At 72.4% G+C, this 13,218-nt stretch carries 11 protein-coding genes, 1 tRNA gene and 1 pseudogene; 12 read left to right on the top strand and 1 reads right to left on the bottom strand.

Annotated features, from left to right (window positions below):
- Positions 1–180 precede the first annotated feature (180 nt).
- From J7E97_RS32880 to J7E97_RS32830, 11 genes and pseudogenes are all read left to right on the top strand, one after another.
- On the top strand, positions 181–963 hold the full coding sequence (locus tag J7E97_RS32880) for a GntR family transcriptional regulator (protein ID WP_215034861.1): 783 nt from the start codon (positions 181–183) through the stop codon (positions 961–963).
- A gap of 137 nt (positions 964–1,100) precedes the next feature.
- A complete protein-coding gene (locus J7E97_RS32875) occupies positions 1,101–2,318 on the top strand; it encodes a TIGR03364 family FAD-dependent oxidoreductase (RefSeq protein WP_215034860.1) in 1,218 nt (405 codons plus the stop codon).
- A gap of 5 nt (positions 2,319–2,323) precedes the next feature.
- Positions 2,324–3,112, top strand: coding sequence for a phosphonatase-like hydrolase (locus J7E97_RS32870; protein WP_215034858.1), 789 nt, complete (start codon positions 2,324–2,326; stop codon positions 3,110–3,112).
- On the top strand, positions 3,109–4,158 hold the full coding sequence (locus J7E97_RS32865) for an ABC transporter ATP-binding protein (protein WP_215034856.1): 1,050 nt from the start codon (positions 3,109–3,111) through the stop codon (positions 4,156–4,158). Before J7E97_RS32870 ends, J7E97_RS32865 begins: the two co-directional genes overlap by 4 nt.
- Entirely contained in the window at positions 4,151–5,140 is a 990-nt protein-coding gene (locus J7E97_RS32860) for a 2-aminoethylphosphonate ABC transporter permease subunit (protein WP_215034854.1), read from the top strand. Before J7E97_RS32865 ends, J7E97_RS32860 begins: the two co-directional genes overlap by 8 nt.
- Entirely contained in the window at positions 5,127–5,924 is a 798-nt protein-coding gene (locus tag J7E97_RS32855) for an ABC transporter permease (RefSeq protein WP_215034852.1), read from the top strand. Before J7E97_RS32860 ends, J7E97_RS32855 begins: the two co-directional genes overlap by 14 nt.
- A 119-nt stretch (positions 5,925–6,043) precedes the next feature.
- Positions 6,044–7,121 (top strand): annotated as a pseudogene (locus J7E97_RS32850) (2-aminoethylphosphonate ABC transporter substrate-binding protein).
- A 140-nt stretch (positions 7,122–7,261) separates the two neighbouring features.
- Positions 7,262–8,785, top strand: coding sequence for an alkaline phosphatase family protein (locus J7E97_RS32845; protein ID WP_308346910.1), 1,524 nt, complete (start codon positions 7,262–7,264; stop codon positions 8,783–8,785).
- Between the two features lie 116 nt (positions 8,786–8,901).
- Positions 8,902–9,681 carry an HAD-IIA family hydrolase gene (locus tag J7E97_RS32840; RefSeq protein WP_215034850.1) on the top strand — a complete coding sequence of 260 codons (780 nt, stop codon included), beginning with the start codon at positions 8,902–8,904 and terminating at the stop codon, positions 9,679–9,681.
- 105 nt (positions 9,682–9,786) lie between these two features.
- Positions 9,787–10,452, top strand: coding sequence for a hypothetical protein (locus J7E97_RS32835; RefSeq protein WP_215034848.1), 666 nt, complete (start codon positions 9,787–9,789; stop codon positions 10,450–10,452).
- A gap of 7 nt (positions 10,453–10,459) precedes the next feature.
- Positions 10,460–11,122, top strand: coding sequence for a class F sortase (locus J7E97_RS32830; RefSeq protein ID WP_215034846.1), 663 nt, complete (start codon positions 10,460–10,462; stop codon positions 11,120–11,122).
- A 141-nt stretch (positions 11,123–11,263) separates the two neighbouring features.
- On the opposite strand, the gene J7E97_RS32825 is transcribed toward J7E97_RS32830, so the two are convergent.
- A tRNA-Lys gene (locus tag J7E97_RS32825) sits at positions 11,264–11,337 on the bottom strand.
- 239 nt (positions 11,338–11,576) lie between these two features.
- On the opposite strand from J7E97_RS32825, the gene J7E97_RS32820 reads away from it, so the two are divergent.
- Positions 11,577–13,049, top strand: a complete 1,473-nt coding sequence (locus J7E97_RS32820; protein WP_215034863.1) for a peptidoglycan-binding protein — start codon at positions 11,577–11,579, stop codon at positions 13,047–13,049.
- Positions 13,050–13,218: the final 169 nt, after the last annotated feature.

Here is a 13,218-nt window from a genome sequence, read left to right as displayed (position 1 = left end):
GCCGACCCAGCCGAGCCCCCCCGAGCCGCGCCGGCCGAGCCGCGCCGACCAGCCGAGCCCACCGAGCCGAGCCCCACCGAGCCGCGCCGACCGAGCCGAGCCCACCGAGCCCCACCGAGCCGAGCCGAGCCCGACCCGCCGCGGCGCAGCCCCGGCGCGCAGCCCACGTAGAGTCCGAGGGTGGACGAACCGACCCAGTACGCGCACCACCACCACCCCGGCCTGCCCGTCCGCTCCGGGATCCCGGAGCACGGTCGCATCCCCAAGTACTACGCCGTCAAGGCACGCATCGCCGGGCTGCTCGACGAGCTCGGAGAGGGTGGGCTGCTGCCCACCGAGCGGGATCTCGCCGAGCAGTGCGAGGTCTCCCGGGAGACCGTCCGCCAGGCCCTGCGCGAGCTGCTGCTCGAGGGCCGACTGCGCCGCTCCGGCCGCGGCACCGTCGTCGCCGGGCCGAAGCTGGAGCAGCCGCTGTCGCTGGCGAGTTACACCGAGGGCGTACGCCGCCAAGGGCGCGCCCCCGGGCGCCACCTCATCGGCCTGGAGCGCTTCCCCTGCCCGGCCGACGTGGCGACCGGCATCGGCGCCGACCCGGGGGAGCCCGTATGGCACCTGGAACGCGTGCTCCTCGCCGACGACGAACGGGTCGGACTGGAGAGCACCTACATCCGCGTCGCCCGCGCGCCCCGCCTCGACGTCGATTTCCAGCCGGACTCCTCCTTCTACGCCTACCTCCACGACAGCCTCGGAATCTCCTTCGGGGAGGCCGACGAGAAGCTGGAAACGGTCCTGGCCACCCCCCGCGAGGCCCTGCTGATCGGCACTCCGCCCGCGCTCCCGATGCTGCTCATCCACCGTTTTTCGCGGGACCGGGACGGCCGGCCGCTGGAGCGGGTGCGTTCGCTCTACCGTGGCGACCGGTTCAGCTTCACGACCCGCCTGCGGCCCTCTCCGCCCGAGTAGATCGCCCTACCAAGCCGAGCTCCGGCAGCTACAGATCACGAAAACGTAACGGGTCTAGTCCAAGTGTCGGAGGCTGTTCACCGGAACGTCGCCCACGTGATCCGCCCGGGCCACGGATCGCCCCCAACGTGGAGCGGGTGAGAGTCATAGTCGTCGGAGGCGGCGTGGTAGGCACCATGCACGCCTGGCAAGCAGTCGAACGCGGCCACGAGGTCGTCCAGATCGAGCGAGAGGCCGAGGCCCGCGGCGCGTCCCTGCGCAATTTCGGCCAGATCTGGGTCAGCGGACGGGCCGGGGGCGAGGAGCTCGACACCGCCCTGCGGGCCCGCGAACTCTGGGAGGAGATCGGTGCACGGGTGCCCGGCCTGGGGTTCCGTGCCATCGGTTCCCTCACCCCCGTCCGCAACGCCCGCGAGTACGCCGTCGCCGAGGCGGCCGCGGCCCGGCCCGACGCAGCGGCCCGCGGCTACGAGCTGATCACCGCGGACGAGGCCCGGCGGATCAACCCGGCCCTGCGCGGCGTCTTCGAGGGCGCCCTGTGGTGCGAGCGGGACGCGGCGGTCGAGCCGCGCACCGCCCAACTCCACCTGCGGGAGGCCCTCAAGGCCTCCGGCCGCTACACCTTCCTCCCCGGCCGCGAGGTCCGCGAGGTCACCGGCTCCGGCATCACGGGCACCACCGGCACGACGGGCACCTCCGCCTCCACCTCCAGCTCCGCCTCCGCCTCCAGCTCCGCCTCCGCCTCCCGCCTGGGCCCCGCCTCGGTCCGCGACGACCACGGTGACGTCCACCAGGGCGACGCCGTCGTCCTCGCCACCGGTGCCTGGCTGTCCGGACTCGTCCGCGAGCTGGTCCCCGACCTGCCCGTGCGCCGCGTCCGGCTGCAGATGATGCAGACCGCACCGCTCGGTGAGGTCCTGACGACCTCGGTCGCCGACGCCGACAGCTTCCGCTACTACCCCGCGTACCAGGGAGACGCCCTGGACGAACTCAACGCCGAGCAGGCGCAGGCGCCGATCGCCGCCGCGCACAAGATGCAGCTGCTGATGGTCCAGCGCCGGGACGGCGGACTGACCATCGGTGACACCCACGCGTACGAGCACCCCTTCGCGTTCGACACCCTCGAAGACCCCTACGAGCACCTCACCGAGGTCGTCGAGTCCTTCCTGGGCCGCCCGCTGCCGAAGATCAGGCACCGCTGGGCGGGCGTGTACGCGCAGTGCACCGACACCACCCGCGTCGTCCACCGCCAGCAGGTGAGCGACGGCGTCTGGCTGGTGACCGGACCCGGCGGCCGGGGCATGACCTGCTCGCCCGCCATAGCCGAGACCACCGCGAACGAACTGGGCTGGTAAGCACGATGACCGACAAGACCCCCCACACCTCAGCCACCTCCACCCCCATCACCCCCGTCACCCCCGGCAAGCTGGTCGTCCTCGACATGGCCGGCACCACCGTCGCCGACGGCGGCCTCGTCGAGCGCGCCTTCGCGCGTGCCGCGGAGCGCCTGGGCGTCGAGCCCGGCAGCGCCGACCACGCCGTCAAGCTCCAGTACGTCCGCGACACCATGGGCGAGTCGAAGATCGCCGTCTTCCGCCACCTCTTCGGCACCGAGGAACTCGCCCAGCGCGCCAACTCCGCCTTCGAGGAGGCCTACGGGGAGCTCGTGGACGGCGGCCTCATCGCGCCGGTCCCCGGCGCCCGCGAGGCCATCGAGGAGCTCCGCGCGGAGGGCCGCACCGTCGTCCTGACCACCGGCTTCGCCCGAGTCACCCAGGACGCCATCCTCGACGCCCTCGGCTGGCAGGGCCTGGCCGACCTCACCCTGTGCCCCGCCGACGCGGGCGGCCGCGGCCGGCCCTACCCGGACATGGTCCTGGCCGCCTTCCTGCGCACCGGCGCCGTGGCCGACGTACGCGAGACGGTCGTCGCCGGCGACACGGCGTACGACATGCTCAGCGGCGTCCGCTCCGGCGCCGGCATCGTCGCGGGCGTCCTCACCGGCGCCCACGACCGCGAGGCCCTGCACACCCACGGAGCCACCCACGTGCTCGGCTCCATCGCCGAACTCCCGGCGCTACTGGACCAGCAGGAACAGCACGAGCAACGGGGAGAGCGAGAGCAGCACGAGCAGGAGCCCCGCGCGTGAGCGGCATCCGCTTCGACTCGGTCTGCGTCGCCTACGGCGGCGACACCGTCCTGGACCGGCTCGACCTGACCGTCGAGCCCGGTGAGGTCATGGCGCTGCTCGGCCCCTCCGGCTCCGGCAAGACCACCGCCCTGCGGGCCGTCGCCGGTTTCGTCCGGCCCGTCTCGGGCCGGGTGCTGATCGGCGGCCGGGACGTCACCGCGCTCCCGCCCCACAAGCGCGGCATCGGCATGGTCGTCCAGCAGTACGCGCTCTTCCCGCACATGCGCGTCGCGGACAACGTCGCCTTCGGCCTCAAGGCGCGCAAGACGCCCAAGGGCGAGATCCCGGGCCGGGTCGCCGAGGCCCTGGAGTTGACCGGGATGGCGGCCTACGCCAGGCGCTACCCGCGCGAGCTCTCCGGCGGACAGCAGCAGCGCGTGGCCATCGCCCGCGCGCTGGCCATCCGCCCCGGGGTGCTGCTGCTGGACGAGCCGCTGTCCGCGCTCGACGCGCAGTTGCGCTCGGGGATGCTCGCCGAACTGGCCCGGCTGCACCGCGAACTGCCCGACGTGTCGATCCTCTACGTCACCCACGACCAGGTCGAGGCGCTGACCCTGGCCGACCGGATCGCCGTCATGGACCGGGCCCGCCTCCAGGACTGCGGCACCCCGCAGGAGCTGTACCGGGCGCCGCGCACGGAGTTCACCGCCTCCTTCGTCGGCAACGCCAACCTGCTGCCCGTCACCGTGGCCGCCGAGGGCGCGCTCTTCGCCGGTCACGCCCTCGCGCTCGACCCCGGCCGCGCGGCTGTCGGCGCGAGCGCGACCCTGTGCGTACGGCCGCACCTGCTCGGCCTCGGCGCCGGCCCCAACGCGCTCAGCGGGACGATCACCGAGGTCCAGTGGCGCGGCTCGACCCACCGGCTCCACGTCGACGTCGAGGGACACCGGATCAAGGCGGACCTGCCCGAGCTCCGCGAGACCCCGGCGCTCGGCGACCGCGTCACCCTGCACTTCGAGCCGCGCGACGCGGTCCTGCTGTCGGCGGGGGTGTCCGATGGCTGAGCTGACGGACCGCCGCACACCGCGGCAGGCGGCCGGGACCCGGCCGGACCCGGAAGCTCCGGCCGTACCCCACCAGCCGGTACGGGGCCTCGCCCCGGGCGAGCCCGAATCCCCGGCCGGATCCCCGGGCGGCTTCGCGGCCCCGGCCGCACGGGCGCCCCGTACCGTGCCCGGCCTGCTGTGGGCGGTTCCTCCCGTGGCCGTGCTCGCCGCGCTCTTCCTCTACCCGCTCGCCCTGGTCGTCCGGCAGTCCCTCAGCCCCGAGAACGGCGGCGGGGCCTTCGGCGCCTACGCCTCCGTCTTCGCCTCGCACTCCTTCCGCGAAGCCCTCGGAACGACGGTGTGGCTGGCCGTCGGGGCCACCGTCGGCTGTCTGGTCCTCGGCTTCGCGCTCGCGCTGGTCATCGCCTTCGTCCCGTTCCCCGGGGCGCGCGCCGTCGCCAAGTTCATCGACGTCTTCGTCTCCTTCCCCTCCTTCCTCATCACCCTCGCCCTCCTCTTCGTCTACGGCACGGTCGGCATGGCCAACGGCTTGTGGACCGATGTCTCCGGGGCCGGTGACGGGCCGTTCCACTTCCTGACCACCCCGTGGGGCGTCCTCCTCGCGGAGGTCACCTACTTCACGCCCTTCGTGGTGCGCCCGCTGCTCGCCTCCTTCTCCCAACTGGACACCGCCCAGCTGGAAGTGGCCTCCTCGCTCGGCGCGAAGCCCGCCCGGATCGTCCGGCGGGTGATCCTCCCCGAGTCCCTGCCGGCCCTCGCCGCCGGCGGCAGCCTCGTCCTCGTCATGTGCCTCAACGAGTTCGGGATCGTCCTGTTCACCGGAGCCAAGGACGTCACCACGCTCCCGATGCTCATCTACGGCAAGGCGATCCTCGAATCCGACTACTCGGCCGCCTGCGTGGTCGCCGTGGTCAACATCGCGATCTCCGTCGGCCTGTTCGGCCTCTACCGGGTGGTGAGCAAGCGTGCTGGTGCATAGCAAGACCGGCCGGTGGGCTGCCTGGGGCCTCTTCGGCCTCCTCTTCCTGCCCCTCTTCGCCCTGCCGCTCCTCGTGGTGGTGGCCGCGTCCTTCTCCACCCACTGGTCCGGGGCCCTCCCCTCCGGCCCGACCACCGGGAACTACGCCTCCGCCGTGCGCGGCGAGTCCCTCCAGGCGCTGACGACCTCCCTGGTCACCGCCCTGGCCGCCAGCCTGCTCGCGCTGACCGTCGGCACCTGGGCCGCGCTCGCCGCGGCGCGGCTGGGCGAGCGCGGCAGGCGGTCCATGGACGCGCTGTTCGTGCTGCCGGTCGCCGTGCCGTCCGTGGTCGTCGGCCTCGCCGTGCTCGTCGCCTTCAGCAGGCCGCCGCTGCTCTTGAACGGCACCGGCTCGATCGTGGTCCTGGCGCACACGATCCTCGTCACGGCGTTCGCCTACCAGTCGGTTTCGGCTGCCATCGTGCGTCTCGACCCCGCGTACGAGCAGGCGGCGGCCTCCCTGGGCGGCCGCCCCGCGTACGTGGTGTGGCGGGTCAGGCTGCCTCTCCTGCTGCCGTCCCTCACGGCAGCCGCCGGACTGTGCTTCGCCCTGTCCATGGGCGAGCTGAGCGCCACGATGATGCTCTACCCGCCGGACTGGACGCCCCTGCCGGTCCGCATCTTCACCGCCACCGACCGCGGTTCGCTCTTCAGCGGATCCGCCGTCGCCGTGGTCCTGATGGCCACCACCCTGCTGGTCCTGCTGGCCGTCTCGCGCGTCCGCACCAAGGCCGCGTACCGCTAGAGCCGTACGCCGCTGCTGCGCGCCGGTGCCGTTCGCCAGGGCCGGGCGCCAGTGCCGTGCGCCGCCCCCCGCCCGTCCGTCACGCCTCCCCCGACTCCCTTCTCCCGTGAGGAAGTTCCATGCCCAGCATCAAGCCCCTGCGCGTCACCGCCGCCGTCACCGGCGGACTCGCCCTGGCCGCGGGCCTCACCGCCTGTGGCGGCTCCACCGCGGCCGGCTCCCGGGGCGGCGGCGAGAAGACCGTCACCGTCTACAGTGCCGACGGCCTCAAGGGAGCACAGGGCGACGGCTGGTACGACAAGGTCTTCGCCGACTTCACGAAGAGGACCGGCATCGAGGTCAAGTACGTCGAGGGCGGCTCGGGCGAGATGGTGCAGCGGGCCGTCCGCGAGAAGACCAACACGCAGGCCGACGTGCTGATCACCCTGCCCCCCTTCCATCCAGCAGGCGGACGGCAAGGGCCTGCTCCAGGCGTACGAACCGCAGGGCTCCGACAAGGTCAACGGCGCCCACAAGGGGGCCGACGGCAAGTGGACCTCCGTCGTCAACAACTACTTCGGCTTCGTCTACAACAAGAAGGAGCTCGCGGCCGCCCCCAAGACCTGGGAGGAGCTGCTGGATCCCCGGTACAAGGGCAAGGTCCAGTACTCCACCCCGGGCGTGGCCGGTGACGGCACGGCGGTGCTCATCAAAGCGATGCGCGACTTCGGTGGCGAGGAGCAGGCGATGGCGTACCTGAAGAAGCTCCAGGCCAACAACGTCGGCCCGTCCTCCTCCACCAGCAAGCTCGCGCCCAAGACCGACAAGGGCGAGCTGCTCGTCGCCAACGGCGACGTCCAGATGAACTTCGAGCAGTCCAAGTCCATGCCGAACCTGGGCATCTGGTTCCCCGCAAAGGACGGCGGCGGGCCCACCACCTTCGCCTTCCCGTACGCGGCCGGCCTGGTCGACAAGGCCCCGCACACCGAAAACGGCAAGAAGCTCCTCGACTTCCTGCTCAGCGAGGAGGCCCAGGAGCAGGTCAGCGCGATCGGCGGCGGCTTCCCGGCGCGCACGGACGTCAGGCCCACCGACGCCAACGCCGTCGAACTCACCAAGATCCTCAACGGTGTCGAGATCTTCGAGCCGGACTGGAGCGACATCGACGAGAATCTCACCGGCTACGTCGACGCGTGGAAGTCGGCCACCGGAAGCTGATCGGTCGCCTCCCGGTCACCCGTGTCCGCGATAGTGACGATCGCATAACGGGTCTGGACCGAAGGCCGCGCCCTCGGCCCGGACCCGAGGCATGTCGTGTCCCCCTGAGTCCTCTCCCACGATCACTCCCGGAGGAGTACGTGCGCACTGTCCCGTTCGGACGCGCCCTCGCCGTGGCCGCCACCGCCACGGCCCTGCTCGCCACCACCCTCGGCGCCCACGCGGCCACCGCGGACGAGGCCGCCGCCACCGTCGGCAAAGTCCTCGTCATCGGCATCGACGGCACGGTCCTGGACCGCGTCAAGGCCGCCAACGCCCCCCATCTCAACGGCCTGATGGCCCAAGGCCTCACCGCCCGCAGCACCCTGTACGCGAACCCGATGGCCACCACCTCCTCGGGCCCCGGCTGGTCCACGATCGCCACCGGCGTCTGGCCCGACAAGCACGGGGTGAGGGACAACTCCTTCAGCGGCAAGAACTACACGGCCCACCCGGACTTCCTGACCCGCATCGAGAACGCCAAGCCGGCGCTCAACACGTACGCGGCCGCCGACTGGGAGCCCATCACCTCCACCGACCAGAACGGCCCGATCTTCTCGGCCAAGGTCGACAAGCGGCTCAGCCTCAAGGGCGACCGCGACGGCTACGGCGGCGAGGACCCGAAGATCGCCGCGGCGGCCGCCGCCGAACTGCGGGACCAGAACCCCGACGCCGCCTTCGTCTACTTCGGCGAGATCGACCACGCCGGCCACTCCTCCGGCGCCGCGAGCCAGGAGTACCTGAACACGATCGCCCGCGTGGACAAGCTGGTCGGCCAGCTCCTCACCGCCGTCCAGGCCCGCCCCACCTACGGGCAGGAGAACTGGAAGGTCCTGGTCACCACCGACCACGGTCACACCGACGCCGGCGGCCACGGCGGCTCCACCCTCCAGGAGCGCGGCACCTTCGTCATCGCCAAGGGCGCGGGCATTCCCGCCGGTTCGGTGCGCAGCGACGTGAAGCTCGTCGACGTGGCGGCGACCGCGCTCGCCCAGGTCGGGGTCGCGTCCGGCTCCGCCGTCGACGGAGTACCGCTCGACGCTCCGGACGACGACTCGTTCGACACGCTGCGCCCGAACCTCCGGGCACGGGTGGACGAGACGGGCATCCCCGCCACCACCAAGGGGTTCACGCACACCCCGCCGGCCGGCTGGGCCGTCGACAACTCGAAGATGGGCACGGGCGGTGTCGCCGAGTGGGCCGGCTGGGCCTTCGCGACCGACGAGTTCTGGAGCCAGTCGCAGCGCGACCAGTGGCGCGAGCTGAACGTCCGCTCCCGTGACGTGTTCGCCGTCGCCGACTCCGACGAGTGGGACGACAAGAGCCACACCGGCTCCTACGACTCCACCCTGATCACTCCCAAGTGGCCGGTCACCGGCGGCTCGACGAGGAGCCTCACCTTCCAGACGCACTACCGCCACGAGGCAGGCCAGAGCGCCCAGGTCCTGGTCTCCTACAACGGCGGTACGCCGGCGGTCGTCAAGAGCTATACCGCCGACGCCGTCGCCCGGTCCGAGTCGATCGCGCTCCAGGTCCCGGCCGACGCCACCGACGTCCAAGTCCGCTTCCGCTACAGCGGCGACAACAACTGGTACTGGACCGTGGACAACGTCCGTCTGGGCTGATCCGGCCCTCCGGTCCGGGCCGTGGACACCGAACGCGTTCGCGGCCCGGCCCCGATAGGGTGGTAGAGACCAGAGGTCACAGAGGTCAGACGCCACCGAGAGCGGAGAACAGTCCAGTGGCAGAGCGCAAGCCGATCGAATCCTGGCTCACCGACATGGACGGGGTCCTCGTCCACGAGGGCATCCCGATCCCCGGCGCGGACGCCTTCATCAACCGGCTGCGCGAGTCCGGCAAGCCCTTCCTGGTCCTGACCAACAACTCGATCTACACCCCGCGCGACCTCCAGGCCCGCCTCAGCCGGATGGGTCTGGAAGTCCCCGTCGAGAACATCTGGACCTCGGCGCTGGCCACCGCGAAGTTCCTCGACGACCAGCGCCCAGGCGGCACCGCGTACGTCATCGGCGAGGCGGGCCTGACCACCGCCCTGCACGACATCGGTTACATCCTGACCGACCACGAGCCGGACTACGTGGTGCTGGGCGAGACCCGCACCTACAGCTTCGAGGCGATGACCAAGGCGGTCCGCCTGATCAACGCGGGTGCCCGCTTCATCTGCACCAACCCGGACGAGACCGGCCCCTCCGCCGAGGGCCCGCTGCCCGCCACGGGCGCGGTCGCCGCGCTGATCACCAAGGCGACGGGCAAGAAGCCGTACTTCGCCGGCAAGCCCAACCCGCTGATGATGCGGACCGGCCTCAACGCCATCGGCGCGCACTCGCACAGCAGCGCGATGATCGGCGACCGGATGGACACCGACATCCTGGCCGGGCTGGAGGCGGGCATGCAGACCTTCCTCGTCCTGACCGGCCTGACGTCCACCGAGGACACCGAGAAGTTCCCTTACCGCCCGACCATGACGTTCGACTCCATCGCGGACCTCGTCGACCTCGTCTGATGCCTTCGATCAGGGCGTACGGCTGACTCGTACGGGCCAAGAGGGCGCCGCTCCGGATGCGGAGCGGCGCGGCGCGCGTGAATCTCGTTGTTGAGGAGGTTCACCATGCGCACCGATCTGATCGCTCTCCGTGTCACCGGGGTGGCCGTCGCCCTGACGGCCCTGTCCGCCGTGACCGCACCCCTCGCCCTCGCCGAGGAGCCGCACCGCGGCAGCGTGTCGGCCGACCCCGATCCGGCCGAGCCGGGGGCGCAGGTCAAACTGCGCGTCCGCGGCTGTGACGACGACTGGGCCATCGCCCAGTCCCCCGTCTTCGTCTCCGAGGTACGGCTGTCGACGGGCCGCGACGACCGCCGCACCCTGTGGGGCGACGCGATGATCCGTTCGTGGGCCGAGCCCGGCCGCCACGACATCCGGGTCAAGTGCGGCGGCCGCGACGACCGCGAGTGGGGCTCGATCGAGATCGAGCACCGCCGGGAGCACCACCCCAAGCCGCACCACTCGCCCGTCTGGCCGGTCCACGCGGGCGGCGGCGGCATGTCCGAGGAGATCGCCGCGAAGTCGAAGGCGAACGCGGCGGAGCAGGCGAAGGTCGCCGAGGTGGCGAAGGCCGCCGACGCGGCGCAGCTGGCCGCGGCGACGAAGAAGAGCCACGGTGGCGACGGCCCCGGCCTGCCGCACACAGTGATCGGAGCCGTCCTCGCCGCCGTGGCCACCCTCGCGGTCGCCGGCCGGGCGCTGAGCCTGCGCCGTCGCCGCAGCGGCGAGTGAGCGGAGGGTGAGCGCGGAGCCGAAGGGCTCCGGCGGTTCCCGGCTGCTGACCTTCGCCGCCTGGTCGGTGCTGGTGCTCGGGCTGTGGCTGTGGGGCCGCGAGATCACCGGGGTGCCGAGTCCGCTCCCCGGCCGGGCCGGAGGGCCGGCGGCCCCGGGGCTGCCCGCGGCGCACGTCCCGCTGGGGCCGGCCCCGCCCGCACGGGTCGACGTACCGTCCATAGGCATCCAGGCCCCGGTGATCACCCGGGACCTGGACGCACAGGGGGCGATCGAGCCGCCGCCGTACGGGAACCCGGGCGTGGTGGGCTGGTGGCGCGGCGGCGCGCAGCCCGGCACGGCCGGGACCGCGCTGATGGTTGGGCACGTGGACACGCAGTCGAAGCCGGCGGTGTTCTTCGGCCTGAGCTCGGCGAAGCCGGGCGACAAGATCCGCGTGGTGCGGGCGGACGGCTCGGTCGCCGAGTTCACGATCGAGGACGTACGGGTCCACGAGCGCGCGGGCTTCGACCCGGCCGAGGCGTACGGTCCGCGGGTCAAGGGCCGGTCGGAGCTGCGGCTGGTGACCTGCGGCGGCTCGTACGACAAGGCGGCCAAGCAGTACTCGGCGAACGTGGTGGTGTCGGCGTACCTGACCGGCGCCGGGATCCGCCCGGGGACGGCGGCGTAGGACGCCGCGGACCGGCGCGGACCGGCAAGGACCGGCGCGGACCGGCAAGGACCGGCGCGGACCGATGCGGGCCCACGTGTCGCACGGCGGAAAACGAAGAAGCCCTCCGCAGCTTTCGCTGCGGAGGGCTTCTTCCGTCTGTGCGCCGCCAGGGACTCGAACCCCGGACCCGCTGATTAAGAGTCAGCTGCTCTAACCAACTGAGCTAGCGGCGCTTGGTGACAGGCAAAACTCTACCCCACCTGCGGGGGTGCTCGTGACAAGCCGCGCCCGCGTTGTCCGATTAACCCATGTTTGGTTGGTTTGTCGTGCACCATATGTCTGGGTCAGGCCGGATCTGACGCCCCGCCCGATGCGGTCCCGGCTGACCAGCGGACGAACAGGGGAGTGACGCAACCGCATGACGACGCAGCCTCCGACGCATGTGCGCGAAGTGACGCCGGCACCGACGGCCATGCCGATGCCCGCCTTCGAGGAGTACCAGCCCGCCGGTGACTGCCCGTGCCGGGGCTGCGCCCACCGCCGCCGCGCGCTCGCCCGCGCCCGGGCCATACCGCTGCGCGACGGCGGCCACCCGGCCGCGCGCGGAGCCCGTCGGGCGCTGGTCCTGGCCACCGCCGCGGGAGTGGTCTTCGGCGGCGGGGGAGCGGCGGTCGCGGTGACCACGCCGGGCCCCGGCGGCACGGTGTCGCTGGACGACCCGGGACAGCCCCAGGGCGGCCGGTCGCCGCTGCACGGCGGCAAGAAGGGCACCCCCGCGAAGCCCACGGGCCTGCCGGGAGCGCCCTCGGCGGTGAAGCGGATCGACCGGGCGACGATCATCAACCGGGCGAAGGTGTGGCTGGACGCGAAGGTCCCGTACAGCATGTCCGAGTACTGGGTGGACGGCTACCGGCAGGACTGCTCGGGCTACATCTCGATGGCCTGGAACCTCGGCACGAACGAATGGACCGGCAGCCTCGACAAGTTCGCCACCCGGATCACGAAGGAGGAGCTGCTGCCGGGAGACATGCTGCTCTTCCACAACCCGGCCGACCCCACCAAGGGCTCGCACGTCGTGCTCTTCGGCGGGTGGGTGGACGAGTCGCGGACGCACTACGTCGCCTACGAGCAGACGAAACCCACGACGCGCCGCCAGGCCACGCCCTACGGCTACTGGGACAACCCGACGAAGTACCTCCCGTACCGGTTCAACGGGGTGACGGGCGCCGCCGCTCCCCAGACCCCGGTCGTCGCTCCCCAGACCCCGGTCGCCGACCCGCCGGCGCCGGGCGCCACCCCGGCCGTCCCGGCGGCCTTCCCCGGGGCGTCGAAGTTCGGTCCGGGCGCGAACAACGCGTACGTCGCCCAGCTCGGCCGGATGCTGTCCGACCGGGGCGGCTACCGCTTCTACCCGCAGGGCGTCGGCACGAAGTGGACCGACTCCGACCGGCTGGCGACCCAGGCCTTCCAGAAGGCCCAGGGCTGGACGGGCACCGACGCCGACGGCCTCCCGGGCGCACACACCTGGCGGCTGCTCGCCCGGCACCAGGGCAAGGACATCCCGCCGACGCCGGACGGCGCTCCCACCCCGCCGACGCCGGGAGGCGCTCCCATCCCGCCGACGCCGGGCGGCGCTCCCATCCCGCCGACGCCGGGCGGCGTGCCGAGCCCGCCGACGCCGGGCGGCGCTCCGGGTCCGGCGGGCAAGCCCGCCTATCCGGGCAAGGCGGCGTTCCGCCCGGGAGCGTCCCACCCGTCCATCACCGCCCTCGGCCGCCAGCTGGTGAGGAAGGGCTTCGGCAAGTACTACACGTCCGGCCCGGGCCCCCGCTGGGGCGAGGTCGACCGCCGCAACGTCGAGGCCTTCCAGCGCGCACAGGGCTGGCGCGGAGCCGAGGCCGACGGCTACCCGGGCCCGGAAACCTGGCGCCGGCTGTTCGCATGACGAGGGAGGCAACGATGTACCCCACGCGCACGACATCGACCACAGGCACCTTCCACCCGACGGCGCCCACGAACCCGCCTCCGGCCCAGGTCCCGGTCATGGCTCCGGTCCAGATCGCGGGCCCGGGCCCGGCCCTGGCCGTAGCTCCCGCCCCGGTCCCGGCCGTGGC

This window comes from Streptomyces sp. ISL-66 (assembly GCF_018614135.1).
Taxonomy (GTDB): domain Bacteria; phylum Actinomycetota; class Actinomycetes; order Streptomycetales; family Streptomycetaceae; genus Streptomyces.
The sequence above is the reverse complement of the archived record's forward strand: the minus strand, read 5'-3'. Positions and strand labels throughout refer to the sequence as shown.

What these genes read in the sequence shown, in the direction of transcription:
- J7E97_RS32870 (WP_215034858.1), top strand. Translation starts at nt 2,324, where the DNA reads ATGACCGACAAGACCCCCCACACCTCAGCCACCTCCACCCCCATCACC.
- J7E97_RS32860 (WP_215034854.1), top strand. Translation starts at nt 4,151, where the DNA reads ATGGCTGAGCTGACGGACCGCCGCACACCGCGGCAGGCGGCCGGGACC.
- J7E97_RS32835 (WP_215034848.1), top strand. Translation starts at nt 9,787, where the DNA reads ATGCGCACCGATCTGATCGCTCTCCGTGTCACCGGGGTGGCCGTCGCC.
- J7E97_RS32820 (WP_215034863.1), top strand. Translation starts at nt 11,577, where the DNA reads ATGCCGATGCCCGCCTTCGAGGAGTACCAGCCCGCCGGTGACTGCCCG.